Here is a 25,314-nt window from a genome sequence, read left to right as displayed (position 1 = left end):
TTCGTCTGCTACAACAGCCGACGAGGGGAAAGTGTTCCCGGACTATGCCGAGGCGGTGAGGATCTCGGCGGCCTCCGCAGCCGGGACCTCGACGGACGCGTCCTCGAGGTCCGCGAGGAAGTGCTCCGCGTCGAGGGCGGCGACCGTGCCCGTGCCGGCAGCGGTGATGGCCTGACGGTACGTGGGGTCGATGACGTCACCCGCGGCGAACACACCGGGCACGGAGGTCTTCGACGAGCGGCCGTCGACCCAGATCGTGCCCTCGGGCGTCAACTCGAGCTTGTCGTGCACGAGGTGGGTGCGCGGGTCGTTACCGATCGCGATGAACAGACCATCGATCGGCAGGTCGCGCAGGGTGCCGTCGACCGTCGAGCGCAGCTGCACGCCGCTGACGGAGTCGCCACCGAGGACTTCGGCGACCTCGCTGTTCCACACGAACTCGATCTTCTCGTTCGCGAACGCGCGCTCCTGCATGATCTTCGAGGCACGCAGCGTGTCCTTGCGGTGGATGACGTAGACCTTCTCCGCGAAACGCGTGAGGAAGGTCGCCTCCTCCATCGCCGAGTCGCCGCCGCCGACGACCGCGATCGTCTTCTCGCGGAAGAAGAACCCGTCGCACGTGGCGCACCAGGAGACGCCGTAACCGGACAGGCGCTCTTCGCCCTCGATGCCGAGCTTGCGGTACGCCGAGCCCGTCGCATAGATCACGGACTGAGCCTCGTGCTCGACACCGCTGCCGAGGACGACCTTCTTGACGGGTCCGTCGAGCTGCAGCTCGGTGACGTCGTCGTAGACGACCTCGGTGCCGAACTTCTCCGCCTGCTCCTGGAACTTCGCCATCAGTTCCGGGCCCTGGATGCCTTCGGGGAACCCGGGATAGTTCTCGACCTCGGTGGTGTTCATCAGCTCGCCGCCGACTTCGACCGAGCTCGCGATGAGCAGCGGCTTGAGGTTCGCTCGGGCCGCGTAGATGGCAGCCGTGAATCCGGCGGGGCCGGAGCCGATGATGATGACCTGACGCATGTGCTCTCCGTCTTAGAAACTGCAGTCGAATGACCTTCGAGTGCTTCAACCCATGGTAACCGCGAGGCATTCCCCCGCCAGTGCGGGTGGCTCAGCGTCCGGGGAGGAACCTGCGCACCAGGCCACCGGCCGCCTTGAGCTCCGGGGCCCGCATGGCGGCGAGGATGGCGACGTAGACCACGACCACGGCGAGGCCGATGATCGCGGTGCCGACGGCTCCGAAGATCTTGTTGTCCGTGGTCCAGCCGCTCGGGCCGCCGAGAAGGAGGAACACCCCCCAGCCCGCGAACCCGGCGGGGATGGCCGCGACCGCGAACCGCAGGATGGCTGCCACCCAGGTTCCGATTCGCAGTCCACCGATCTTCCGGTGCAGGAGCCAGCTGGCGACGATTGTCTGGATCGTGCTCGCAAGCGACTGACCGAGCGCGATGGCGGCCGCCAACGCCGTGACCGGGATGATGTCGGCGACGTAGAGCCCTTGGGCGACGAGAGCCGTGATGACGATGAGAACGCTCTGAAACAGGGTGAACCAGAACGGCGTGCGTGTGTCGCCGTATGCGTAGAAGGTCCGTTGCACGATGAAGAGGACGGTGAGCGGAAGCAGACTCACCAGATAGCAGAGGAGGACGAGCGCGGCGGCTTCGGCATCGGCGGCGTTCTCGGTGAAGACGCGAGAAGCGGGAATGATGGCCGCGATGAGCGCGGCCATGGCGACAGCGATGAAGAGGAAGAGCGTCCGGATGCTGCGCGTGATGTCCGCGCGGACTTCATCATCTCGACCCGCTGCGGCGTGCTCGCTGATCTGTGTGAAATACGGCGTACCGATCGAGAGCACGATGATGGAGTACGGCAGCATGAAGATGAGCCAGGCATACTGCATCGTGGCCACCGACGCCCCGTCGCCGGCAGCGGCGAAGGCGATGCGTCCCTGGATGGTTCCCGCGGTGAGGCTCGCGATTGCCATGAGGAGAGTCCAACCCGCGAGGCGGCCGGTGGCGCCGAGACCTACACCGCGCCAGCGGAAGTCGGGCTTCAAGGAGAGTCCCGTCCGCCGCCAGAACAGGAGAAGGACTCCGGCCTGAACCACGATCCCCAGTGTCGCCGTCCCGCCCAGGGCGGCGATCATCTCCGGCGTCCAGTCAGGAACGTCCGTCAGCGGCCCCCCGAAGAAAGCGGCGATCAGGAGGAATCCGATGATGGAGATCACGTTGTTGACCACGGGTGCCCACGTGAACGGCCCGAAGATGCGGCGGGCGTTCAGCGCCTCACCGAGCAAAGCGTAGAGACCGTAGAAGAGGATCTGGGGCATGCACCAGTAGGCGAACGCGGTCGCCAGGGCCAGCTGTGCGGGATCTCCGTCCGCAGAGAGCCAGACGAGCCAGGGTGAGGCGACGGTCGCCGCACCCGCGATCACCACGAGGACGACCGTCCCGAGGGTGAACAGCTTCGAGATGTACGCGTTTCCGCCGTCGGCGTCAGCCGAAGCCTTGACGATCTGCGGCACGATCACGGCGGTGAGGATCCCCACGGAGATCAGTGAGAAGACACTGTTGGGAAGCTGATTGGCGACCGCGAAGGCGTCAGCCGCTTCGGAGTTGACCGAGCCGATCACGCCGACCAGCACGATGCTGCGCAGCAGCCCCGTGACGCGGGAGACCATGGTGCCGGCTCCGATGATGGCGCTCGCGCGTCCGAGACTAGTCACGCTTCTCCTCGGGCTCCGTGGCCACGGCTTCCTCGTCTTCCTCCGCTGTCTCACGGCGCTTGCGGCGGATGGTGCGGATCACGCCGAGGGCGATCAGGAGGACCGCGAGACCTCCGAAGATCACGAGGCCGATCGTCTCCCACTCGGCACGGACCGCGACCCGGACGGTCTGATCCCCTTGGATCTGCACACCCGTGGGGCTGTAGAGACTGAGGCGCAGATCGACCTCGCCGCTGCCCACCCGTGCCGACACCGGAACCTTCACCCGCGTCGACGAGTTGGGCTGCACGACCGTCTCGGTCATGGGTTTGACGTCGAGACGGGGGTCAGTGGGCGAGACGAAGAGCTGCACGGTCACCGGCCACGGCAGGTCGTTACGGACCGCGATCGGGAGGTCGGCGTTGGCCGCGAGCAGCTGGATGGTGCTGGACGGCGGGATGTTCACGGCGTTCAGCGTCGCCCGTGTCTGTGCCTGATGATCGGCGAGGTCCTCCGTGAACGCGTTCGCCGAGGTCCCGACGGCGAGTGTGCGGAGGATCCTGATGCGCTCGGGACTCAGCAGCACCTGCGGGTCCTCGAGGATGGACGAGAAGGCGGTGAGCTTGCCCTCGTCGGCCAGGAGCGTCGTCACGGCGGCCGAGCGAGCGGTGTCGGGTTCTGCGGTCAGAGTCGCCGCGACGGGTGTCGTCGCCCGGAGCGCGGAGAACTCGAATCCGATCGAGTCCGCCGCGGAGATCGCGTCGCGGAGAGCGTCCGCGCGGCGATTCTCATCGCGGTCCAAGCCGATGAGCAGGGGAGCGCCGGCGGAACGGGCTTGAGCGAACTGGAGCCGCGCCGTCGCTTCGGCGAGCAGACGCTGGCGGTCGACACTGTCACCCTCGGCGGCCACTTCTGACAGCACCTCGGAGGTGGTGGCATCGGTGACGAGGAGATCATGGCCCGACGCGGTCGCGTGGGCAGCGCTCTGTCCACCGACCGCCGACGAGGGAACGATCGTGGTCGTCCCCTCTCCGAGGTACCCGGTGAACGCGGCCAGGTCGGTCTCGGTCAGCGCATCGTGCGGCCAGAGGATTCGCGGCAGCGCACCCTCGACCGCGGTGAGCTCCTCATCCGTCGGGAGCGCGGTGGAGTCCGTGGGACGGGGAGTCGGGCCGGGTGTTGCGCCCGTGCTGTCCGTGGGGGCGACCGTCTCCGGCGTCTGCGGGAAGTCCGCGGCGTTCAAGAAGGGGGCGAACGTCGTCGGCTGGAGCAGCTCGGGCAACCCCGCCTGTGCCTGCGCCGTGGCATCCGCATCCCCGAACTGCACGGCGAACCGTGCGTTCGGAAGCCCGTCGAGCCGCGTGAGCCACTCCCGTGCGCTGTCAGGAGCGGCCGTGCCGAGCACCCGGATCGCCGTGAGGATCGATGGGTCGATCGCGATCACGGCCGTCGTCCCCGCGATCCCGTCGAGCTGGGCGGTCAGTGCGCCGTCGGCGGCGGTGAGCTCTGCGAGCTCTTCGGCGGTCAGCAGCGCACCGCCTTCCGGCGTCGCCGTGAGGGGAACGATGACGCCGATCTGCGTAGTCTGCGAGTCCGCCACGATCAGGACGGTCGTCGCGGTCGTGTCCGCTTCGGCCGCCGCGTCGTCGCCGGTCTTCGCTCCGGTGAGCTCCGCGCGCAGCGGGTACACGCCGGGGGCGAGGTCGCCGAGGGTGTCTTCGGGCACGAAGATCGTGGTCGTCGCGGAGGCGCCCGCATCGATCGGCTCGGTGTCGTCGGCCCCGATCGCAGCGAACTCGCCGGGAGCCTCACCGTCGTCGAGCCAGCTCGTCACCGCCGCATCGTCGGGCAGGGGCGTGCGGTTGAGCTCGACCTCGACCTGTCCACCGCTGAGCCTCGTGTCCGTGCCGTTGTCGAGAGTGAGCGTCGCCGAGGTCGACGACCCCGGAGCGATGAGTCCGCGCATGCCGGCGGAGACGTGCAGCTCGACGGTCTGATCGTCGTCCTTCGGGGCCTGGTCCGCGGCGAAAGCGGCGCCCGGCGCACCCAGGGCACAGGTGCCCGCTGCGATCGCGAAAACCGCGGCCCTGCCTGCGAGCCGATGCAGGCGCGCACGGAGGCCGGTTTCGGGGGTGATCGCGGTCATGGAGGTCTTCCTCGAGCGCCGGAGAGAGCTGCCCGTGAGTACTGACCTCCTGATTCTAGGAGGCCATATGAAGGAGAAGCCTGAAGACGCGTAGAGTGACGGCCGTGTCCGACACCCTCGCACCCGTTCCCGACCCGCTCCACAGCGCCGCTCTCGCAGCGGATCTCGATGCTGCGGACCTCCGTTCCGAGCCGCTTCGGCGACTCTGGGGAGAAGAGGCGGACGATGCCCTGGCGCGAGGGATGCGGGAGCCGATCCTGCGCGCGATCGCCGACGACACCGGTGCGCTCGCCACTCTCGGACGCCTCTTCGTGCTCGGGATGACCCAGCCGCGGGAGCCTGTGGCCGCCGCGCTCCCGCACCTCGGGGTGGATGGGCTCGTCGCCCTCCGCCTCGCGACCGTCGATGCCGACACCGTGACGCCCACGGCACTGCTGCGACCGCAGTCGTTCGTCGATGCGGATGGTGTGGGGGAGTGGTGGATCGCGAGCGACCTCGACGAGGTGGCGCTCGACGGAGCGCTGCCCGACGATCACGTCCTCGGTGTCGGCGGCGCGTCCCGCACCCTCGCCGAGACCATCGTCGCGATCGAGGTGGATCGCGCGCTCGACCTCGGGACCGGGTGCGGTATCCAGGCGCTCCTGGTCGCGCGTCGGGCGGGCAGGGTCATCGCGACCGACATCTCCGCGCGCGCCCTCGCCTTCGCCGAGCTCAACGCGCACCTCAACGGAGTCGCCAACATCGAGTTCCGCCAGGGGAGCATGTTCGAGCCGGTCGCGGGGGAGGCGTTCGACCTGATCGTCTCGAATCCGCCGTTCGTGATCACCCCGCGCGTCGACGGTGTTCCCGCGTACGAATACCGCGACGGCGGACTGGTCGGAGACGCGCTGGTCGAGCAGTTCGTGCGCACGGCCCCGACATTCCTCACGGAGAACGGCATCGTCCAGCTGCTGGGGAACTGGGAGTCCAAGGCGGGAGTCGGGGGCCTCGCCCGCCTGGAGGCATGGGTACCGGCCGAGCTCGACCTGTGGGTGATCGAACGCGAAAAGCTCTCGCCCCTCGGGTACGCCGAGCTGTGGATCCGTGACGGTGGCACGACCCCGCGCGATCCCGGGTTCACCCCGCTGCTCACCGCGTGGCTCGATGACTTCGCCGCCCGCGGTGTGACCTCCATCGGCTTCGGCTACGTCCTGATGCGCCGGGGGTCATCGGGCGACCCGCTGCGACGGACCGAGAAGATCGGCCAGCATGTCTCGAACGTCGGTGCGGCACTGGCGACGGGGCTCGCCGCCCACGATGTGCTCACCCAGGGGATGCCGGCGACTCTGATGGTCGCCGCCGACGTCACCGAGGCGCGGCACCTGCTGCCCGGCAACGACGACCCGAGCGTGATCGAGCTGCGTCAGGGCGGGGGATTCAGTCGCACCATCGCGGTCGACCCCGCGCTCGCCGGATTCGTCGGGGCCTGTGACGGTGAACTCACCGTGGGACAGATCGTGGCGGCGCTGGCGGACCTGTTCGACGTGCCTTTGGCCGAGCTGTGGGCGGACCTCGAACCCCGCATCCGTGCCCTGATCCTCGACGGCATCCTGCTGCCGGGGGAATAGACCCCGAATACATGCGTTGGAATAGATCATGAAGGCTTTCGGATTCCTCTCTTTCGGTCACTACGCCGATGTCCCCGGATCGGCGACCCGCACAGCGGGCGACATGCTCAAGCAGACGATCGAGATCGCCGAAGGCGCCGACGAGATCGGAGTGAACGGTGCCTCGGTGCGCGTGCACCACTGGGCGCGCCAGGCCGCGTCCCCCATGCCGCTGCTCTCCGCGATGGCGGCGCGCACGAAGCGCATCGAGGTCGGCACCGGTGTGATCGACATGCGCTACGAGAACCCGTTCCAGTTCGCCGAGGAAGCGGCAGCGCTCGACCTGATCGCCGATGGACGGATCGCGCTCGGAGTGAGCCGAGGTTCACCCGAGACCGCGCTTCGCGGCTACGAGACGTTCGGCTACGTCGACGAGGAGGACACGGAGCGCGGCAGCGTGCTGGCGCGGGAGAAGTTCGACCTCTTCCTGCGGGCGATCGACGGCGAGGGTCTCGCCCCCGGTGACCCGAGGATGGTGGGAGCGGGTCGGTATCTGCAGATCGAACCGCAGTCGCCGACGCTCCGTGACCACATCTGGTGGGGATCGGGCTCTCGTCCGACCGCCGTGGAGACGGGTCGCAAGGGGCTCAACATGATGAGTTCGACCCTCGTGACTGAAGCGACGGGCCAACCCTTCCACGAACTGCAGCGCGAACAGATCGAGCTGTTCCGTTCGGCCTACAAGGAAGCCGGTCACACCGGGCGACCGCGGGTCTCCGTGAGCCGCAGCGTGTTCCCGCTCGTGTCCGACATGGATCGGGCCTACTTCGGGCTGCGCAGCGAGGAGAACGCCGACCAGATCGGTGTGATCGACGGATTCCGCTCGACCTTCGGGAAGACGTATGCCGCCGAGCCGGACGTGCTGATCGCCCAGCTGAAGCAGGACGAGGCCGTGATGGCCGCCGACACCCTGCTGCTCACGATCCCCAACCAGCTCGGCCCGGAGTACAACCTGCATGTGCTGGAAGCTTTCGCGACACACGTTGCACCGGCGCTCGGCTGGAGGCCGAACACCGACGGGCCGGTGCAGGGCGACCCGGTCTGACAGTCGGCTTCGCGGCGGATGTCCGTCGTGCGAGGGATGCGGATGAGAGCTTGCGGGGGCAAGCTCTCATCCATGAGCGAATCCATTTTCTCAGCGGGAACCGATGTGATCGTCGGCCGCGAACGGGGCACCGTCATCGACGTCCGGGCAACTCCCGCCGGCAAGTGGGTGTTCGGGGTCGAGACCGCCGAGGGCGAGGTGAGGTACTTCACCGAGAAGGCGCTACGGCTCCCCGAGGGCTAGTGTCGTGTCTCCCAAAGTCGGCGGTGACTGCAGCGCTAACCTCGAGGCATGGGGAAGAAGCTCGGACTCACGGTCAGCGGCATCGTTCTAATCGGAATCTTCCTGGCCTGGATGCTTCTGAAGGGGACCAGCGCGGTCCAAGCCTGGATCGATCCGAACCCCTTGGTTGGCTTCGTTGCCTGGGGAGTCGCGTGGCTCTGCGTACTTGGCGGAGCCGCGCTCCTCGCGCGAGTTGTCTTCCGTCAGGACTCGAATCCAGCGGGCGAGCCTGACTAGGGCGCGTCGCCGAAGGGACGGGCCGATCCGGCGATGCTGGAGTTGTGTCGCGATTTCTATCGCTGTCGGATGCCCGGTGGGATCTGATTGGCGGGTTCTTATCAGGTCCAGGGGTCGCCCGTTCTCGGACGCGCGGACAATGGTCGAGGTAATCGCCTATCGCTATCGGACAGGGATCGCATGGCGCGATCTGCCGGAGGTGTTCGGCCCGCGGCAGACGGTTTGGAAGTGGCATCGGCGGATGGCGGCCGACGGAACCTGGGATCATCGACTGGGCCGTGTTGGTCGACTCCACCATCGCTCGCGCTCATCAACACAGACCGTGACTATCGACGAGCTGGTGCAGCTCGGTCGAGAGGCCGCCGCGGGAGCGGCCGAAGCGTGATCAGTCGGCTCGATCCGCGGATTCCTCGAACCCGGCCCGATCGAGTCCGCGGCGACAAGGCGTACTCGTCACGAGCCATCCGTCAGCACCTGCGCGACCGCGGCATCCAAGCCGTCATTCCGCAACCATCCGACCAGATCGGCCGTCGCCTCCGACGGGGCCCAAAGGCGGACGACCTGTCGATTGCAACCGTGACGACTACCGGGCCAGAAACGTCGTCGAACGCCGCTTTGCCGCCCTCAAGCAATGGCGCGGCATCGCTATCCGCTACGACGAACTGGCCACCGTCTACCGCGTAGCAGCCGTCCTTAGCAGTGTCATCGCCTGGACCGCCCGTCCTAGTGCCGTGATCGTTCCCCCACCCGTGGTCGACTACATACGGTTTCGCGGAGCTGGCCAGCGGCGAGTCACACTTCATGCCAGTGCCTGGCGGGCGACGGCATCGGGGTCGGGGCGTCCGGCGACGAGCTTGACGATCGGGCCCAGCACGGCTCGCACGCTCAGGCGCCGGAGCGTGGTCTCACGCAGCCACGCGAGCACACGCCCGCGGCGGAACATGAGCCGCGCGAGCATCCGTGAGTTCGACTGCGCTGCCTCGACGCGAGGGCGCTCGACCCGCTCCCATGCCTCAAGCAGTACCGGCAGTGTTTGCCGGTCGGCGTGCGCGAGCATGCGGCCCAGCATCCAGGCCGACTCGATCGCCATTCCCGCCCCGATCCCTGCGGTCGGCAGGAAGCCCGCGGCGGCGTCCCCGAGCAGAACGCCGGCGGGTAGCACCCATCGCGGAGCACGGGCGTCGTCGAGTCGCCACAGGTACGGATCCGGTGCGGTCTCGATCGCGCGCAGCGATGCCTCCAGGCGAGGGCCGAGGGAATCGACCCGCTCGCGGACGGATGCGGCGAACGCGACGGGACCGTCCGCAAGGTCGGCGTCCGGACCGCCGAGGAACACACCCAGCCGGTTCTTCACGGGGTAGGCCCCGAGGAAGAACCCATTGCCCCAGATCTCCTCGCCGAGCGTCGGATCGCTGAGATCATCCGCCCACCCCACCCAGCCCGACCACCCCGTCTCGATGACCTGCGGTGCGGCCGAACCCAGCACGGAGCGCATGCGTGAGTTCATGCCGTCGGCACCGACGATCAGATCGAACCGACCTTCGCCGGCGGGCGTCCCGTCACGGTCGACGAACAGCGCGGCGCGATCGGTCACCTGTTGCACGGTGGTGCCGAACGTCACCGGGCACCCGCTCTCGGTGAGCACCTCGATCAGAGCGCCACGCGAGATGCCGTTGTAGTCGCCGTAGACGCGCAGCAGATCGCTCATCGACTCGGAGCGCAGCATCTTGCCGCGGTGGGATCGGAACGCATAGCGCTGCATGGGTGTGCCCGCGGCGAGGTAGTCCTCGTGCACGCCGAGATCGACCAGAGCTTGGTCGACGGTCGGCATGAGCGCGAGCATGTAGCCCGGGTGGTCCATCTCGGGCATCCGATCGACGAGAACCGGGTGCAGTCCGTCGCGACGCAGCAGTTGCGTGAGAGTGATGCCGGCGATGCCGGCACCGACGATGAGCACTCTCAGGCGATCGTCGTGTTGTGCGGCGATCTGGGAGTCGAGTGGTGTGTCGGTGAGCATGTTCCTCCTCTGGACCACCTGGTCCAATGCCCACACTACGCCTACTGGACCGACTGGTCCAGTAGGGTGGACGCATGGCAGCGCTCACGGGGAATCACCGCGACCGACTCATCGAGGCGACGGTGGCGGAGTTCGCCTCGGTCGGATATGAGCGCGCGTCGCTGAACCGCATCATCCAGGCGGCCGGCATCAGCAAGAGCTCCTTCTATCACGCGGTCGGTTCCAAGGCGGAGCTGTTGGACGCGGTGGTCGAGACCCTGATCGCCGACGTGCGCGCGCACTGGGTCGCCCCGGAACCCGCGCAGTTCGCCGGTGATGACTTCTGGCCGCGCCTCGACGGAGTGCTCACAGATCTCGGTCGACTGGCCGCGGTCGATCCCGCTCTCGGTCTGCTCGGGCGCATCTTCTACCTGCCCGCAGCGGGAGGCATCGACGCGAGGACCACTCTGCTCGATGCCGTGCACGCGTGGGTCGCCGAGGTGCTGCAGGTGGGTGCGCGCACCGGAGCCGTGCGCGATGACGTGCCCGTGGCGGCGCTCGCCGCGGCGACGTTCGGCATGCTCCGCGGCTTGGACGAGTGGGCTCTCGACGCGACCGCTGAGGAGGCGTCGCGACGCGCTCGGGATCAGGCCGCGGTTCCGGGGATGCTCCTGCGCGGCCTGCTGGGGCGTCCCTCCTCCGCGGCGTGACACCACCGCCACCCGCCACGGGATCGTCGCAAGGTCGGCGTCCGGACCGACGAGGAACACGCAGAGCCGGTTCTTCACGGGGTAGCCCCCGAGGAAGACCCGTTGACACAGATCTCCTCGCCGAGCGCCGGATCGCGGAGATCATCCGCCCAATTTCACCTACCACGCACACGGGCTCACGCGAGCGACGGCCATTTGGGGGACAGACAGGTGGCTCGCGGGACCTCTACGGTGAACATGCCTGGTCGAGAACGGCGGCCGACGCTGATGATGACGTGAGTGAGGTTGTAGCGGTGTTCCAGGCGCAGGCGCCGAATGAGATCGCATCGGCCGTAGTTATGGATTCCGAGGTCACCGTAAGCGACAACGCGACAGCACGCGTTGACAGCGAGAGTGCTCACGTTTCGACCCCTGAAGGCACCGTGTCCCTCGGCGTGACCGCGTCGACGGACTCTGTGCTTTCTGAACCGATTCTCATGGAAGACGGCAGCGCGCTTGTCGCGATCGTCATCAACGAGCCGGTCGCTGACACGGCGTTCCGGATGCCCCTTGAGCTGCCGGACGCCGCGGCCGCGACGCTGGAGGACGACGGATCGGTCCTGATTATGAACCCCGAGGGCGAGTTCATCGCGGGCATCGCGCGACCGTGGGCGCGCGATGTGAACGGATCGGATGTTCCCACCTCGTTCGAGCTCGATGGTGACACGCTCATCCAGCATGTCGACCTGACCAGTGTCCCGGTGGACGCTTACCCCGTCGTCGCGGACCCGTGGGCTGGCCATGACCTTGTGGCGGCAGCGTGGGTGACCAGCCAGGGCGGTTCGAAGTACGTGATCAACGCGGTGCCCACCTCTTGGGGCGAGTTCTACCGTGGCATCGCGACGCTTGAGTCGCATCTCGCTGATCTCAAGGCAGATCTGGGAACCAACAAGTCGAAGGTCACATCCACGATCATCAACCAGTTCTATTGCCACGTTGCGTACGGCTGGCTCGGAGGCGGCGCCACCTACAACATGGAATCCTGGCGAAAGGACGTCCTCTGGTCCGTACAGGGAAACCCGATCACGAAGTGCAATCCGTGATGGAGCTCACGATGAATGAACCACGCAACCTCCCGACGTCGAAGCGAAACCGCACTGTTTGGGCAATCGCCGCGCTGGCAGCGATCGTCGGCATTGCCGCCGGCTACCTCGGCGGCACCGTGGACGGTGATATCCCCTGGCCTGCCACGGTGCAGGAGACGGCCACCTACAACACGTCCACGGCCCTCACCGCGATCGCAGGGGTGCTCGTGCTCGCTGCGCTGATCATCTGGGGCGTGAGGACACGTCCCAAGGCTGGGAAGGCCGTCCTGGTGATCACGGGGGCGCTCGTAGCCACCGCTGTTGTGTTCGGTGCCAGCTTCGCGGTGGGTGCCCTGTGAGCGCGCGGACCGGCATGCTCGGAGTGATCAGCGCGCTTCTGCTTCGTGACGTGCCTCATGTTGACAGGGGCACCCGCCGTGGCCGCGGAGATATCCCCCGCACCCGACTCCCTCACGTCAACGGTGGTCGGGGATCTGGACCAACTGACGCAGGATGAGATCGAAGCGCTACGCTCCGGCTCCCCCAAGATCGTCACCGTCGACCCGTACTCGGGCGACGTCACAGACGTCGAGGTCATAACCGAGGCAGAGCTCGAAGCGACGCTCGAGGCACTGACCCCTTCTGGACCCTCCGCACGTTCCTGGTCTACCGGGTGCGCATCCGGCAAGCCGTGCTGGCACGACAACCCGCCCGGGAACGTGCACTACCAATTCACCTTGGGCGTTACCAACGGGACATGGGACACTGTGCGCAACTTCTATACAGGCGACTACTACGCCAAGCTGTGCTGGATCCCGTGGAACTCGACTACCAAGTTCTGCATGCCTGAGCGCAACGGAACGAAGGCGCTCATCCAGATCGGGATGCAGGTCACCGGCAAGCGGGTCGACCTGAGCAAGACCCGCGTCTAGTACCTGTCGCGTTCGAAGATCGGCCCCACAGTGGAGCTTCCGGCGTGGGGCCGATCTTCGCTCTGGGACCTCTCGGCGACTTCGCCAGAGCCCGGTGCGCGCGTCGCGCGTCCCGCGAACCGACTCTCAGCTGACTCTCAGCTGACTCTTCATTCATCCGTACCGCCTCGAACCGGGCGCAGCCTCCGTCAGCCACGTCGGGGCGGACCGAACAACTCCTCGCCGTGCTCGTGGAGCAGCCTGTACGCATCCGCGAACGTCTCCGGCTCGGGCTCTCCCGGCTTGCCGTAGCGCGCGATCAGCAGCCCGAGAAGCCCGCGGGCAGGCGGGGTCAACGGCCTCAGCTGATCCTTCTCACCGGGCCGCGGCGCCGACTCCTCGGGGTTCGGCGGCGTGTACGCGGGGGTCGTCACCGGCCAGTCGGCGGGGTGGCGGGGTTTGTCGAGATTGATGACGTTCAGCAGGGTGTTGGCGGACTGGTCGCGATCGTTGAGCGGCTTCAAACCGTGCAGACGGGAGAGCGTGGCGATGACCGAGCCGTGGTGCATCTCGTCATGGATGATCGAGCCGCGCTTCGTGTACGCCGAGACCGCGATCGCCGGGACGCGGCATCCGAGCCGGTCGAACGTGAAGCCCATCTCGCCGGCCTCGGTGTCGGGCGTCGGCGTGGTGGCGGCGGGCGGGGGCACGTGGTCGTAGCAGCCGCCGTGCTCGTCGAAGGTGATGAGCAGCAGGGTGTTGACCGCGTTCGAACCCGTCGCGGACGCACTCGTGCGCACGGCCTCGTAGATGTCATGGATGAGTCGGTCTCCGGCGCGCACGTCCGAGATCGCGCTGTCGAAGACGGCTTCACCCTCGACCTCGCCCTCGCGGGGGCGGCCGAACGGCGGATGGAAGTCGTTGTGGTCGTAGACCATGCGGGGCTCGATGAACGCGTAGGCGGGGAGCTTCCCGTCCTTCGCCTCGGCGTAGAAGTCCTCCATGGTGCCGAAGTGCTCGGTGCGCCAGTACTTCTCGAGCACCTGGGCATGCAGCATCCCGGTGAACGACACGAGCTGGAGCTTGTCGATGTAGATCTTCCAGCTCACCTTCTCGTCTTCGAGCCGATTGAACACCGTCGGGGCTGCCGGAGCATCGAGCCACTTCTTGTATCCGCCGCCGGCCTGGTTGGTCACGAAGCCGTGTGACGTCGAGGCGTGGAAGAAGGAACGGTTGCAGAAGGTCTGCGACGGGACCCCGGCGTACCAGTGGTCGAACACGGCGAACTCCGAGGCGAGCGTCGACAGCACCGGGAGCATCTCCGGAGAGAAGGAACCCATGATGTGTCTCGCCTCGTCGGGCTTCGGGTCGGCTCCCTTGCGCAATCGCCGGAAGTTGATGATGTAGTCCTCCAGGAACCCTGACATCGTGGGCTTCTCGCCGTGCGTCGGGGCGTTGAAGGGCGCGGTCATCTCGTCGACGAAGAGTCTGGCGTTGCTCGCGGGATCCACGGTGCCGAAGATCTGCGTGTTGACGTGCGGGTACTCCTCGCCGGGGTCCGGGTCGGGAAGGCTCATGATCCGGTCGGTGTCGCCCTCGTACACGTGCGCATCGACGACCGTGCCGTCGGAGGAGGTGTTGCTGTACGAGCCGAAGTCCAGGCCCTCGAACGTCTCGCCTGCCGGCAGATTCTCGCGGGAGTACAGGTATCCGAGCAGGTTGTCGAAGGAGCGGTTCTCACCCATCACGACGATGAGGTGATCGAACCCCGGCTCACTGCGCGGAGTGAGGGCCGCGAACGGATCCGGGTCGTCTGCGAAGCCGTCGCGAGGGTTGCCGGCCATCGACGCGCCGATCGCCGCGCCGCCCGCACCGCCGACCGCCGCGCCCGCGAGCGCGGCGCCCCCGATCTTGAAGAAACCGCGGCGCGAGGTGGCACGCGCGGAGGAGTCGTCTGTCACGCCCCGATCCTATGACCGTGCCCGTGTCGAGCGCAGGGGCGAAAACAGAGACGGAATGCGCGCGACCCGGCGTGTCGGGGTGGGACACGCCGGGCGTGCGAGGGGTCGTCTGGGTTTCAGCCCCGGGGCCGTGGGCGAGGGGGGGAGGTCAGGCGGCGGCGATCCAGAGCACCGCGCCGTCGCGCCAGCCGAGGCCGGCTGCGCCTTCCGGGATGGGTGCTTCGTGCCGCGGGCGCACCACGCGCATCCGCTTCCCCGCGAGCTCGACGATGTACACGATGTCGGCCCCGCGGTAGACGTGGGCGACGACGTCGACGTTCACCGGAGTGTCCGCGCCGACCGTCGGCGAGAGCCGCAGGTCCTCCTGGCGGAGCACGACCTCACCGGTGCCATCGGGGCCCGCCCCCGTCAGCGGCACCTGGATCGCGGTGCCGTCGAGCGTCGCGACCGCTCCGGAACGTGTGGCCGGGAGCAGGTTGGCCGCGCCGATGAAGTCTGCCGCGAACGGGGTGCGCGGTGCACCGTAGAGTTCGGCCGGCGCACCTTCCTGTTCGATCACTCCCGCATTCATCAGGACGATGCGGTCGGAGAGGCTCATCGCCTCCTCCTGGTCGTGCGTGACGAACACGGTGGTGAGTCCGAGAGTGCGGTGCAGCTCCTTGAGCTCCACCTGCATGTCCTCCCGCAGCCGGGCATCGAGGTTCGACAGCGGCTCGTCCAGCAGGAGCACACGCGGCTCGAACGCGATCGCGCGGGCCAGGGCGACACGCTGCTGTTGTCCGCCCGACAGCTGCGCCGGCATCCGGTCGGCGAGGTGACCCATCTGCACGCGTTCCAGAGCCCGCACGGCGAGTTCCTTCTGCTCGGTCTTGGACTTCTCGCCCGACATCCGCAGCCCGAAGCGCACGTTCTCGACCACGCTCATGTGCGGGAAGAGGGCATAGCTCTGGAACATCATGCCGAGGTGACGCTTCTCGGGAGGGAGCTTCGTCACATCCTGGCCGGCGATCTCGATGGTGCCGCTGCTCGGCGACTCGAGCCCCGCGATGCAGCGCAGGAGCGTCGTCTTGCCGCACCCCGACGGGCCGAGCAGGGAGACGAACTCCCCGGACCGCATCGAGAGATCGATGCCCTTGAGCACCGATGTCCCCTTGAAGTCCTTGGTGAGAGCAGTGATGGTGAGTGTTGTCATCAGACGAACAACCTTCCCAGGCCGATGATGCGTTCGAGCACGATCATGAGGACGACGGTGAGCAGGACCATGAGAGTCGATACCGCCGCCACGGTGGGCGAGGTGCTGAACTCCAGCTGGCCGTAGATGGCGATGGGGAGCGTCTCGAGCTGCGGTGTGCGCAGGAAGAGGGCGATCACCGCATCGTCGAAGGAGATGTTGAAGGCGAAGAACGCACCCGCCGCGATGCCGGGGCGGGCGATGGGCAGCACGACGAGGCGGTAGCGGTTCCAGGCGCTCGCGCCGAGGGTGCGCGCGGCTTCTTCCGTGAAGTGGTCTGCCCGCGCCATCACGCCGGTGACGGTGCGCATCACGTACGGGATCGCGATCACGACGTGCACGGCGATCAGGACACCGACGTTCGGGGCGCCGATCGTGAGCGACGAGATCGACAGGGCACCGATCGCCAGGATGATCGTCGGGATGGTCAGCGGCGACATCAGCAGGGCTTGGATGGCGGCGCCGCCGGGAATGTTGAAGCGGGTCAGCGCGAGGGCGGCAGCGGTGCCGATCGACGCGGCCACGACGGCCACGGTGACGCCGACCACGAGGCTCAGACGGAACGGTTCGAGGTAGGTGTCCGAGGTGAGCGCCTCGACGTACCAGTCGAGGGTGAACCCCTGGCCGGGGAACGTGAGGAAGCGGTTCTCGCCGACGGACGCACCGGCGACGACCAGGAGCGGGACGAGCATGTAGAGCGTCACGATGACGCCGAGGGCGATGGCGAGGACCCTGCCGAGGATCGGAACGGAACGGACCATGGTCACACCTTCTGCTTCCCGAGTCGGGACGTCGCTGCGAGCACGAGCATGACCCCGGCGAAGAGCAGCACCGCCTGCGCGGCCGCGAACGACCAGTCGAGGTTGGTGGTCGCATCGACGTAGATGGTCTGCGCGAAAACAGGGATCTGCGCCCCGCCGATGAAGCGCGGCGTGATGAACGAGCTCACCGAGAGGACGAAGACGAGCGAGGCACCGGCGACGATGCCGGGGATCGCGAGCGGGAGGACGACGTGCCACAGCGTGCGCCAGAATCCGGCGCCGAGCGTGCGCGACGCCTCTTCGAGCTGAGGCTTGATGCCGGAGATCACACCCAGGATGCTGAGCACCGCGAACGGCAGGAGCACCTGCACCATCGCGATCACGACCCCGGTCTCGGTGCCGAGGAAGCCCTGCGTGCCGCCGACGAGGAACTCCATGCCGGGAATCTGCATCATCAGCCCGGCAGGTCCCATCAGGACGACCCAGCCGAAGGTGCGGACCACGACGCTCGTCATGAGGGGGAGGATCACCACGATGAGCAGGAAGGAGCGCACCAGGGAGCCGGCGCGAGCCATCACGTACGACAGCGGGATGGCGATGACGAGCGTGATGATCGTCTGGATCACCCCCAGGCGGAGCGAACGCAGCGCCGCCTGGAGGTGATATTCACTCGTGAACAACCGGGTGAAGTTGTCGAGGGTGAACCCGCCTGCCGACGATTGCACGCTCATGAGGAGCATGCCAGCCACCGGGGTGATGAAGGCGAGCGCGAGCAGCACGATCGCCGGCAGGAGCAGGAGCCAGGGCTCCCTACGGGTTCGGACACTCATTTGGTGATCAGCGCATTCCACTCATCGGTCCAGGACTGCCGCGAGGCTGCGACATCGCCCGGAGCGTAGACGACGACCGTCTCCAACTCGTCGCCGGTGAGCACGGCTTCCGCGGCGTCGCCGGAGAGTTCGGTCTGGGTGTTGACCGGCGAGTACCGCATGTTCTCCGCGAAGACGGCCTGCGCTTCGGGGCGCAGTTCGAAATCGATGAAGAGCTTCGCGAGGTCGGGGTTGTCCCGGCCCTCGACCACGTTCGCCGTGATGAGGGAGGCGGTGACGCCCTCCTCCGGGACGATGAACTCTACCGGAAGGCCCGCGTCCTGCAGCGTGCCGGCGTAGTCCATCGCGTACGGGGCGAGCCAGGTGTCGCGCTGTGCGAAGGCGGTCTGCAGGTCGGGCGAGGTGGGTACGACGATCGCGTCGCCCGACGAAGCCAGCTCCCCGAGGTCGGTGATCGCCTGCGAGGGGTCCTCGATACCGCCGCCGAGCGCATCGGAGACACGGAGCATCGAGAGCACGCCGTACGTGTTCGAGAAGTCCGTGAGGGCGATGTGGCCGGCGTAGGCCTCGTCGAACAGGTCGAGCCACGAGGTCGGTGCCGGAGCATCGGCCTCGGTGTTGTAGACGAGTCCGATCGGTGCGAGCTGGATCACAGGGCCCTCCCCGCGCTCGAGGCCCGCCGTGGCGAGGTCGATCAGGTCACCGGATTCGGACAGCTCGTCGGCGGCGATCGGTGCGATGAGACCGTCCGCGGCGGCGGTGAGCTCCTGCCCGCCGGAGAAGTGCACGACATCGATCTGCGGGCTGGCCTTCTGGGCGGTGACCTGCGCGAGGGCATCGGCGCTGTACAGCGTGATCAGTTCGACCTTGGCGCCGGTCTCCTCCTCGAAGGGATCGACGACGGCCTCGATGAAGGCCTTCTCCCAGTCGCCGCCGAACGACGTGACGACGAGGGTCTCGCCGGCGAACTCCTTGTCGCCGGACGATGCGGTGTCATCGCCGGCCGCACAGCCGGCGAGGACGAGGGCGCCGGTGGCGACGAGCGCTCCGGTGGTGAGGATTCTTCGGGTATTCATGCACTGCTCCTTCGGGATGGGTCCAGCACTGAGTAGACGCCTTAGACCAGGCGTCCGATGGTGAGCTGCTTCGCTCCGTCGATGCGGATCGCCGCGCTTTCCTTGGCGAACTCCGCGAGTCCTTCGGTGATGCCGCCCCAGATGTTGACGGGTGTCCATCCGAGCGGGCCGAGAGTACGGGCACCACGATCGTAGAAGACGCCGATCTCGTACCACTCGAACGGCAGACCGCCCATCTGCATGGGACGCTGCCAGTACCACTGCAGATCACCCGGTGCGGGTACGACCTGCTGGTTCTCGAACGGCACCTTCTCCGGGTCGAAGTTCTGCGCCTCTTCGGGGAGGCCGACCATGACCTCGGGGCCGGCGTACATCGCGTGCATCGCCTGCATGGTGACCGGCTTCTCCAGTGCACCCCACATGGCCTCGCAGGTGCGAGGGGCGAGGTCCTCGAACAGGGTGGCGACGGCGCGGACGCCGTTCTCGTACTCGAGGAAGACCTGCTTGGTCATCGTGTTCCTTTCTCCGCAGCGGGTTGTTCCGCTGCTCGTTCGCGGGCGGCCGAGACGAACGCCGCGAACAGCGGCATCTCCTCCGCGGCCTCATCGGGGTCGATCATCTTCTCGGGGTGCCACTGCACCGCCCAGAAGGGCCAGTCGCCGTCTGCTTCGACGGCTTCGACGATCCCGTCCGGGGCCCACGCGACCGGGTGCAGGTCGGGGGGGGACGGCGATGGACTGGTGGTGGATGGTGTTCACGATCCGGTGCCGCGTGCCGTAGAGGTCGGCGAGACGGCTGCCGTCGGCGAGTCTGATCGGATGCCGGGCGGCGAGCTGCTGGTCTGCTCCGCGCACGGGCTGGTGATCCTCGGTGTGCGGGATGTCGACGAGGAGGGTGCCACCGAAGGCGACGTTGGACACCTGCAGCCCGCGACAGACGGCGAGGACTGGGATGCCGCGTCGGCGGGCGCCCCGCGCGAGGGCGATCTCGAACCCGTCGCGCGACGGATCGTAGGACTTGCCCTCCTGCGGTTCCGCGCCGTAGCGGGACGGGTGCACGTCTTCTCCCCCCGAGAGGAGGAGTCCGTCGAGGCGGTCGAGAACGTCGTTGACGCCCGCCGTCGGGGGCAGCAGGACGACGGCGCCGCCGGCGGCTTCGACGGGTGTGGCGTACTCGGCGCCCAGGGTGTGTGCGGGGCGGCCCGCCCCGAGATCGGTGTCGATGAAGCGACGCCAGGTCGTGATGCCGATGAGCGGACGGGTCATGACAGCTCGATCCAGGTGGTCTTGAGATCGGTGAACTTGTCGATCGCATGCAGGCTCTTGTCGCGGCCGAAGCCGGACCCCTTGACCCCGCCGAAGGGGATCGTCATGTCGCCCTCCTCGAAGCAGTTCACCCAGACGACGCCGGCACGCAGACGTCGCGACAGGGTGTGCACCGCGTTGAGGTCGGTGCTCCACAGCGCGGCCGCGAGTCCGTACTCGGTGCCGTTGGCGATCTCGAGGGCGTCCTCCACGTCGTCATAGGCGATGACCGAGAGGACGGGGCCGAAGACCTCGCGCTGGGCGACTTCGTGCTGCGGTGTGACTCCGAGCACCACGGGGGCGAAGTAACTGCCGCCGTCGACGGCCTCGAAACGCTCCGGGGTTCCGGCCGCGAGCTCTCCGCCTTCCGCCTGGGCGCGCTCCACGAAACCGGCGATGCCGGCGAGCTGCTTCTCGCTGACGATCGCTCCCATCGAGGTGGTGACGTCGAACGGGTCGGCGGGCAGACTCGTCCGCGCGACCTCGGCGGCGATCTCCAGCGCACGATCATGCTGCGCTCGGGGTACGAGCAGGCGGGACGACGCCGTGCACATCTGTCCCTGGTTGTAGAAGCAGCCGTCGGCCGTGGCACGCACCGCGCGCTCCAGGTCGGCGTCGGGCAGCACCAGGCTCGCGGTCTTCCCGCCGAGCTCGGGCCAGACCCGCTTGCCGTTGGACGCCGCCGAATAGCCGAGGAAGCGCCGTCCGACCTCCGGGGATCCCGTGAAGGTGACGATGTCGACATCGGGGTGCTCGCCGAGAGCGCGACCGGCGACGTGTCCGGCGCCGGGGAGGACGTTGAGCACGCCGGAGGGGATGCCGGCCTCGTGCGCGAGCTCGGCCAGTCGCAGCGCCGAGTAGGTCGTGTGCTCGGCGGGCTTGAGCACCACGCTGTTGCCGACCGCGAGGGCCGGGGCGAGCTTCCAGGCGGTCATGGTCAGCGGGAAGTTCCACGGCACCACGGCCGCGACGACGCCTGCGGGCTCCCGGGTGACGAGCGCGAGACTGTTCGGCGCGGTGACGGGGGCCTCGTCGAGGATCTTGTCTGCGACCTCCCCGTACCAGCGGAAACAGGTGACGACGGCGCGAAGCTCGGTCTGCAGAGCCTCACGGACGGGCTTTCCCATCTCGAGCGAGATCGTGAGGGCGAGCTCTTCGGCGTTGTCGTGGATCTTCTGCGCGAAGGCGATCAGCCGCTGTCCGCGCTCACGAGGGGCGATCCGCGACCAGACCCCGGAATCGAAGGCGGTGCGCGCGGAGCGGACGGCTCGGTCCACATCGGCCGGCGAGGCGGCGCTGATCTGCGGAAGCGCGCGACCGTCGCGGGGGCTCACGGGAGACAGGGGCTCGGCCGAGCCCTCCTCCCACGCGCCGTCGATGAACATGCGCGTGTGCAGGGGCAGCGTCGCCGCGCGATCCGCCCAGTCGTCTCCAGTAGCCGTGAACACGGTCGTCCTCTCCAGGGGTGATGGCCCTGGAGAGGATACTCGCCCTATTTCGCCACTAGGTCAAGCGATAGAGACCGATCTCGCCATTTCGTTACATGTCAGTAACAGAATCGGCCTAGAGGCGAATCGCGCCCGTGGGCATGTCATTGGCCAGCGCGGCGGGTGCCTCGTCGACGATCAGGGACCCGCGCAGCACCGGAGTGATCACCACCAGCGACTCGACGACCTCGAGTCCGTCGTGCCCCGCCACGGCCGGCCCGGTGAGGAACTCGTAGAACGCATCCGCATCCTTGACGAGCACATTGGCGAGCAGCTGCGAGGTCCCCGTGGTGGCGGCGATGAACTTCACCTCCGGCGCGGCGGCGAGAGCCGCTCCCACCTTCTCGAGGCGCGCCATCGGGACGCGGAGCCACACCAGAGCCTCCAAACCGAGGCCGAACAGGCTCGGCACCACCTCGGTGCGGGGATGCATGAGGCCGCGACGGCTCAGGGACTCCATCCGTCTCCGGGTGGTGGTGACGTTCAGTCCCAGTGACCGGGCGAGCTGCGCGACCGGCATCCGACCGTCTTTCAGCAGCAGGCGGATCAGTGCTTCCTCGTCCGCGCTCAGGGAATCGGCGGGGTCGACCTCGGAGCCGGACGACTCGTCGAGCATGCGGGCCTGTTCGTCGGTGAGCACTCCCGCGCGCCAATCGTGCCCCGAGCGGAAGAACTTCAGCACCGTCGTCACGTTGATCGAGTCGATGCCCTCGAGCTCGGGGAAGTCGGTGAAGAGCAGCTCGCGGATCGAGGCGTCGTCGTGGGGGAGCAGCATTCCGGCGATGTCGCTGCTGCCTTCGAGCACCGAGACGGAGGAGGCGTCCGACCGTCGTGCCAGCGTGCGTGCCACATGCCAGAGCGCGTGCGGCTCGGTCGTGATGCGGAACAGCACCGCGCGGGCGTGGAGCACTCTGGCGGGGTCGACATAGGTGGAGACCCGCACCAGTCCGCGGTCGAGCAGTCGCTGCCCACGGCGGGCGACGGTGCGTTCCGGCAGATCGACCACGCGGCCGATCTCCCCCCACGACGCACGGCCGTTCACCTGCAGGGCCGCGGCGACGATCCGATCGGTTTCGTCGGCCATCACATCGTTCGTGGGCACGGGCTCTCCTTCACCGGGGACGGACTCGGGTGAAGGTTATCCCAGTGCGCCGAGCCGCCGGGACCAAAACGGAGACCGGACGCGGTCGTTGCGGCGTGTCTCGAGCCGACCTGCCACCGGAGCGCGAGACGGTCCCGGTTTCGGCATCCGCGCGCGGGAGCAGCGCCACCAACGAGGACGCCGTCCAGGCCGAAGCCCGAACGGCGTCCTGTGATGACGATCGCGGATCAGTCCGCTTCGGTCGTATCCGCCGGGGTGTGCTGCCGACGACGGCGCATTGCGAACAGGCCGACGCCTGCTGCCAGGAGCACGACGGCTGCGACGATGTACGGCGTGCTGTCGGCGCCGGTCGCGGCCAGGTCGTCCGCGGTCGAGCTCCCCGCGCCCGGGGTCACTGCCCCTCCGCCGGAGACCGCAGCGACGGTGAGTGCCGCGGTGACCTCCGTGCCATCGGGCAGGATGACGGCGAGGGTGTGTGCGCCGGCCGGAGTGTTCGCGGGGATCGTGACCGTCCGCTGGAACGAGCCGTTCGCACCGGCGGTCGCGGTGCCCAGCTGCACCGGGTCAGAGCGGAGCTCGAGGCGAAGCTCGGCGCCCTCCGCGAAGCCGCTGCCCGCGACCGTGACGGTGCCCCCGGCCTTCACCGCGGCCGCGCCGAGCTCGATCTTGGCCGGAACCTCGGGCTCCGGCGTGACCGGGGGTGTGACGCCCTCCTCGGTGACCCACTTCTCGCCGGCGTCCGACTTCGTCACGGTGAACGTGTCGTAGACGGCGCCGACGGGGAGGTCGGTCGTGGCTCCCGGCTGCTTCTCCGCGAGGTAGGAGCGGTAGACGAGCTGGTTCTTCGAGACGTCGATCACCTGGTACGTCGTCACGTCCTGACCACGCAGCACCTGGGTGGCGCCGTTGTTGGTCCAGACGTTCTTCTCGGCGGATTCCAGGTCGTAGTGCTTCGCGCCCGAGTTCGACACGACGTAGACGGGACCCGTGGTGAGGCCGGGGGTCTCGGTCGCGTCCGTGTTCACAAAGCCGCGGGCGTAGGTGTGGTCGTGGCCCATGAGTACCAGGTCGATGTCGTTGCGCTGGAAGACCGGCAGCCACTCCGCGCGCAGCACCGGCTCGTCACGGCCCGCCGATGCGGAGAACACCGGCTGGTGGAAGGTGACGACGTTCCACTTCGACGGGCTGTTCTGCAGCAGCAGGTCGAGCCATGCGCCCTGGAAGCGGGTCCAGAGCACGCCGATCTGCGTGGATGGGCACTCCGCGCCGCTGCAGGAGGGGAGTCCGGCCGGCGTGAGGAAAGTGGTGTCGCGTGTCGCGTTCAGCGTGATGAAGCGCACGCCCTGGTAGTCGGTGTAGTACGCGGTCTCGGCAGCGAATGAGCTCCAGTGGTCGAAGAACGCGCGGTACTGCTGCGCGACCTCCGAGTCGCCCTTCGCGAGGTCTGCCAGCTCACCGATCGAGCTGGTCGACGGGTTGTTGTGCGGGTATTCGAAGGCTGCCTTCCAGGCGGTGAGGAGCTTGTCGCCGGAGTACTCGTGGTTGCCGGGGGCTGCCATCACGTTGGTGCGGACCGCCGAGTCCTTCATGCCCTTGAACCAGTTGACCCACTCGTTCTCGTTGCTCGAGGTGTTGATCAGGTCGCCTGCGTGCACCGAGCCGATCGACCGGGGAGCGTTGGCCTCGGCCTGCTTCACGACACTCGGCCACGTGGTGTCGAGGCCGATCTGGGCGTCGCCGTAGTAGATGAACTGGAAGTCGGTCGCCGAAGGATCCGCGGTACGGAAGGTGAACCACTCGCTCCAGCTGCCGGGAAGACCGACGCGGTAGCGGTACTCGGTGGCGGCGGTGAGGCCGGTCACGGTCGCCGAGAAGTGCTTGTTCGGGTTGCCGTTCACGACGCCGGCGTCGTACGCGTCGATCGTGCGGGTCTCGCCGCCGGCGGCCGGGGCGATCTCTACCTGCCCGACCGTGTGCGAGGCATCGCCCGCCAGCCACGAGAAGGCCTGGGAGACCTCGGGCTGCTCGGTCGGTGTCAGGATGACGCGGGTCGGCGGGGCGATCACGGGCGTGCCGGGGTCGGACGCCTCCACGAGCGTGAGCGACGACATGTCGAAGTAGATGTCGGAGCTGGTCTCGCGATCCTGGAAGAGGGAGACGGCGATGGTGTTGGTGCCGTCGTGGAGCAGGTCGCCTTCGGCGCTGAACGTGCTCGTCAGCGGGTCGCCGTTGCTGTCGCCGGCGTACTCGACGTTGGTCGTGTCGGTGATGCGGCCGTCGACGTAGCGGGCGACCTCCTCGCCGTTGATCCAGACGATGATCGCATCGTCGTAGGTGATCGTGCTCTGCAGGACGGCGACCTTCTCCGCCACACCCGCCTCGAGCTCGAAGGTCGTGCGGAAGAAGTACGTCGGCACGGTCGGAGCCTGGGTGTCGTCGAGGTAGTGGTTCAGGAGTGTTCGGGGCGTCTGCGGGCCGACCGGGGCGAGCTCGCCGCGTTTTGCGCCGAAGGAGCCCGGGGCCGTCTTCCATGCGCTGTCGTCATAGGCGGGCAGCGTCCAGTCGCGGAGCGCCGCGGGAGCGGGCGAGGGATCGGAGCCGTCGTCGAGATAGTGCCAGGCGGTGTCTCCGGTGATCAGCGAGCCGGTCGGAACCTCGGGATCGGGTGCGGCGAGGGCCGCGGGGGCGACGACGGCGCCGCCGAGCAGGGCGAGGAGCGCGACGGAGGTGAGTCCGTGACGTCGCCACCGCACCGTAGGGTGGGGGAGGTCATGTCAGTCCTTCGTGGATGGGGGTTCCGTGCTCAGCCGCACGGGGC

Annotated in this window: 23 protein-coding genes and 1 pseudogene; 9 read left to right on the top strand and 15 right to left on the bottom strand. The window is 67.8% G+C overall.

Annotated features, from left to right (window positions below; all coding sequences use genetic code 11):
* Window positions 1–42: 42 nt before the first annotated feature.
* From trxB to FGL91_RS04690, 3 genes are all read right to left on the bottom strand, one after another.
* Window positions 43–1,023, bottom strand: a complete 981-nt coding sequence (gene trxB / locus FGL91_RS04700; protein ID WP_153243213.1) for a thioredoxin-disulfide reductase — start codon at window positions 1,021–1,023, stop codon at window positions 43–45.
* 91 nt (window positions 1,024–1,114) lie between these two features.
* Window positions 1,115–2,728, bottom strand: a complete 1,614-nt coding sequence (gene murJ / locus FGL91_RS04695) for a murein biosynthesis integral membrane protein MurJ (protein WP_153243212.1) — start codon at window positions 2,726–2,728, stop codon at window positions 1,115–1,117.
* Window positions 2,721–4,853: a DUF6049 family protein gene (locus FGL91_RS04690; protein WP_131491661.1), complete on the bottom strand. Its 2,133-nt coding sequence runs from the start codon at window positions 4,851–4,853 to the stop codon at window positions 2,721–2,723. The genes murJ and FGL91_RS04690 overlap by 8 nt, the downstream gene beginning before the upstream one ends.
* Before the next feature lie 95 nt (window positions 4,854–4,948).
* Here FGL91_RS04690 and FGL91_RS04685 point away from each other — a divergent pair, with 95 nt between their 5' ends.
* From FGL91_RS04685 to FGL91_RS19370, 5 genes and pseudogenes are all read left to right on the top strand, one after another.
* Entirely contained in the window at window positions 4,949–6,460 is a 1,512-nt protein-coding gene (locus FGL91_RS04685) for a methyltransferase (RefSeq protein ID WP_153243211.1), read from the top strand.
* Between the two features lie 28 nt (window positions 6,461–6,488).
* Window positions 6,489–7,544 carry an LLM class flavin-dependent oxidoreductase gene (locus FGL91_RS04680; RefSeq protein ID WP_047522313.1) on the top strand — a complete coding sequence of 352 codons (1,056 nt, stop codon included), beginning with the start codon at window positions 6,489–6,491 and terminating at the stop codon, window positions 7,542–7,544.
* A gap of 72 nt (window positions 7,545–7,616) precedes the next feature.
* Window positions 7,617–7,787: a hypothetical protein gene (locus FGL91_RS18865; RefSeq protein ID WP_194239312.1), complete on the top strand. Its 171-nt coding sequence runs from the start codon at window positions 7,617–7,619 to the stop codon at window positions 7,785–7,787.
* 48 nt (window positions 7,788–7,835) lie between these two features.
* Window positions 7,836–8,063 carry a hypothetical protein gene (locus FGL91_RS04675; protein ID WP_131491664.1) on the top strand — a complete coding sequence of 76 codons (228 nt, stop codon included), beginning with the start codon at window positions 7,836–7,838 and terminating at the stop codon, window positions 8,061–8,063.
* Window positions 8,064–8,107: 44 nt separating this feature from the next.
* A pseudogene (locus tag FGL91_RS19370) lies at window positions 8,108–8,779 on the top strand (transposase); the annotation flags it as partial.
* Between the two features lie 83 nt (window positions 8,780–8,862).
* On the opposite strand, the gene FGL91_RS04660 reads toward FGL91_RS19370, so the two are convergent.
* Window positions 8,863–10,080 (bottom strand): FAD-dependent oxidoreductase, encoded by a 1,218-nt coding sequence (locus FGL91_RS04660; protein WP_153243209.1) that lies wholly within the window; start codon window positions 10,078–10,080, stop codon window positions 8,863–8,865.
* A 74-nt stretch (window positions 10,081–10,154) separates the two neighbouring features.
* On the opposite strand from FGL91_RS04660, the gene FGL91_RS04655 reads away from it, so the two are divergent.
* The 4 genes from FGL91_RS04655 (at window position 10,155) to FGL91_RS04640 (ending at window position 12,765) form a co-directional block, all read left to right on the top strand.
* A complete protein-coding gene (locus FGL91_RS04655; RefSeq protein WP_153243208.1) occupies window positions 10,155–10,769 on the top strand; it encodes a TetR/AcrR family transcriptional regulator in 615 nt (204 codons plus the stop codon).
* Window positions 10,770–11,062: 293 nt separating this feature from the next.
* Window positions 11,063–11,851, top strand: coding sequence for a DUF2599 domain-containing protein (locus tag FGL91_RS04650; RefSeq protein ID WP_153243207.1), 789 nt, complete (start codon window positions 11,063–11,065; stop codon window positions 11,849–11,851).
* 11 nt (window positions 11,852–11,862) lie between these two features.
* Entirely contained in the window at window positions 11,863–12,192 is a 330-nt protein-coding gene (locus FGL91_RS04645; RefSeq protein ID WP_131491668.1) for a hypothetical protein, read from the top strand.
* Window positions 12,193–12,270: 78 nt separating this feature from the next.
* Entirely contained in the window at window positions 12,271–12,765 is a 495-nt protein-coding gene (locus FGL91_RS04640) for a hypothetical protein (RefSeq protein ID WP_153243206.1), read from the top strand.
* A gap of 188 nt (window positions 12,766–12,953) precedes the next feature.
* Here FGL91_RS04640 and FGL91_RS04635 read toward each other — a convergent pair whose 3' ends face one another.
* The 11 genes from FGL91_RS04635 to FGL91_RS04585 all read right to left on the bottom strand — a co-directional run bounded on the left by FGL91_RS04635 (window position 12,954) and on the right by FGL91_RS04585 (window position 25,249).
* Window positions 12,954–14,705 carry an alkaline phosphatase family protein gene (locus FGL91_RS04635; RefSeq protein WP_153243205.1) on the bottom strand — a complete coding sequence of 584 codons (1,752 nt, stop codon included), beginning with the start codon at window positions 14,703–14,705 and terminating at the stop codon, window positions 12,954–12,956.
* A 148-nt stretch (window positions 14,706–14,853) separates the two neighbouring features.
* Complete coding sequence (locus tag FGL91_RS04630; protein ID WP_153243204.1) at window positions 14,854–15,897, bottom strand: ABC transporter ATP-binding protein; 1,044 nt, start codon at window positions 15,895–15,897, stop codon at window positions 14,854–14,856.
* On the bottom strand, window positions 15,897–16,697 hold the full coding sequence (locus FGL91_RS04625) for an ABC transporter permease (RefSeq protein ID WP_227991882.1): 801 nt from the start codon (window positions 16,695–16,697) through the stop codon (window positions 15,897–15,899). Before FGL91_RS04625 ends, FGL91_RS04630 begins: the two co-directional genes overlap by 1 nt.
* A gap of 2 nt (window positions 16,698–16,699) precedes the next feature.
* Window positions 16,700–17,527, bottom strand: coding sequence for an ABC transporter permease (locus FGL91_RS04620; RefSeq protein ID WP_134352571.1), 828 nt, complete (start codon window positions 17,525–17,527; stop codon window positions 16,700–16,702).
* A complete protein-coding gene (locus tag FGL91_RS04615; protein ID WP_047521403.1) occupies window positions 17,524–18,603 on the bottom strand; it encodes an ABC transporter substrate-binding protein in 1,080 nt (359 codons plus the stop codon). The genes FGL91_RS04620 and FGL91_RS04615 overlap by 4 nt, the downstream gene beginning before the upstream one ends.
* Window positions 18,604–18,644: 41 nt before the next feature.
* Window positions 18,645–19,115: a DUF3830 family protein gene (locus FGL91_RS04610; RefSeq protein ID WP_017829890.1), complete on the bottom strand. Its 471-nt coding sequence runs from the start codon at window positions 19,113–19,115 to the stop codon at window positions 18,645–18,647.
* A complete protein-coding gene (locus tag FGL91_RS19365; protein WP_416202662.1) occupies window positions 19,112–19,288 on the bottom strand; it encodes a hypothetical protein in 177 nt (58 codons plus the stop codon). The genes FGL91_RS04610 and FGL91_RS19365 overlap by 4 nt, the downstream gene beginning before the upstream one ends.
* Complete coding sequence (locus tag FGL91_RS04600; protein ID WP_153243202.1) at window positions 19,206–19,868, bottom strand: gamma-glutamyl-gamma-aminobutyrate hydrolase family protein; 663 nt, start codon at window positions 19,866–19,868, stop codon at window positions 19,206–19,208. The genes FGL91_RS19365 and FGL91_RS04600 overlap by 83 nt, the downstream gene beginning before the upstream one ends.
* Window positions 19,865–21,355: an aldehyde dehydrogenase family protein gene (locus FGL91_RS04595; RefSeq protein ID WP_153243201.1), complete on the bottom strand. Its 1,491-nt coding sequence runs from the start codon at window positions 21,353–21,355 to the stop codon at window positions 19,865–19,867. Before FGL91_RS04595 ends, FGL91_RS04600 begins: the two co-directional genes overlap by 4 nt.
* A gap of 115 nt (window positions 21,356–21,470) precedes the next feature.
* A complete protein-coding gene (locus tag FGL91_RS04590; RefSeq protein ID WP_047521408.1) occupies window positions 21,471–22,496 on the bottom strand; it encodes an Lrp/AsnC family transcriptional regulator in 1,026 nt (341 codons plus the stop codon).
* Window positions 22,497–22,723: 227 nt separating this feature from the next.
* Complete coding sequence (locus FGL91_RS04585; RefSeq protein ID WP_153243200.1) at window positions 22,724–25,249, bottom strand: fibronectin type III domain-containing protein; 2,526 nt, start codon at window positions 25,247–25,249, stop codon at window positions 22,724–22,726.
* Window positions 25,250–25,314: the final 65 nt, after the last annotated feature.

This window comes from Microbacterium sp. CBA3102, from assembly GCF_007954505.1.
Lineage (GTDB): Bacteria > Actinomycetota > Actinomycetes > Actinomycetales > Microbacteriaceae > Microbacterium > Microbacterium aurugineum.
Note: the sequence above shows the minus strand (reverse complement) of the source record. Positions and strands in the feature narration are given on the sequence as shown.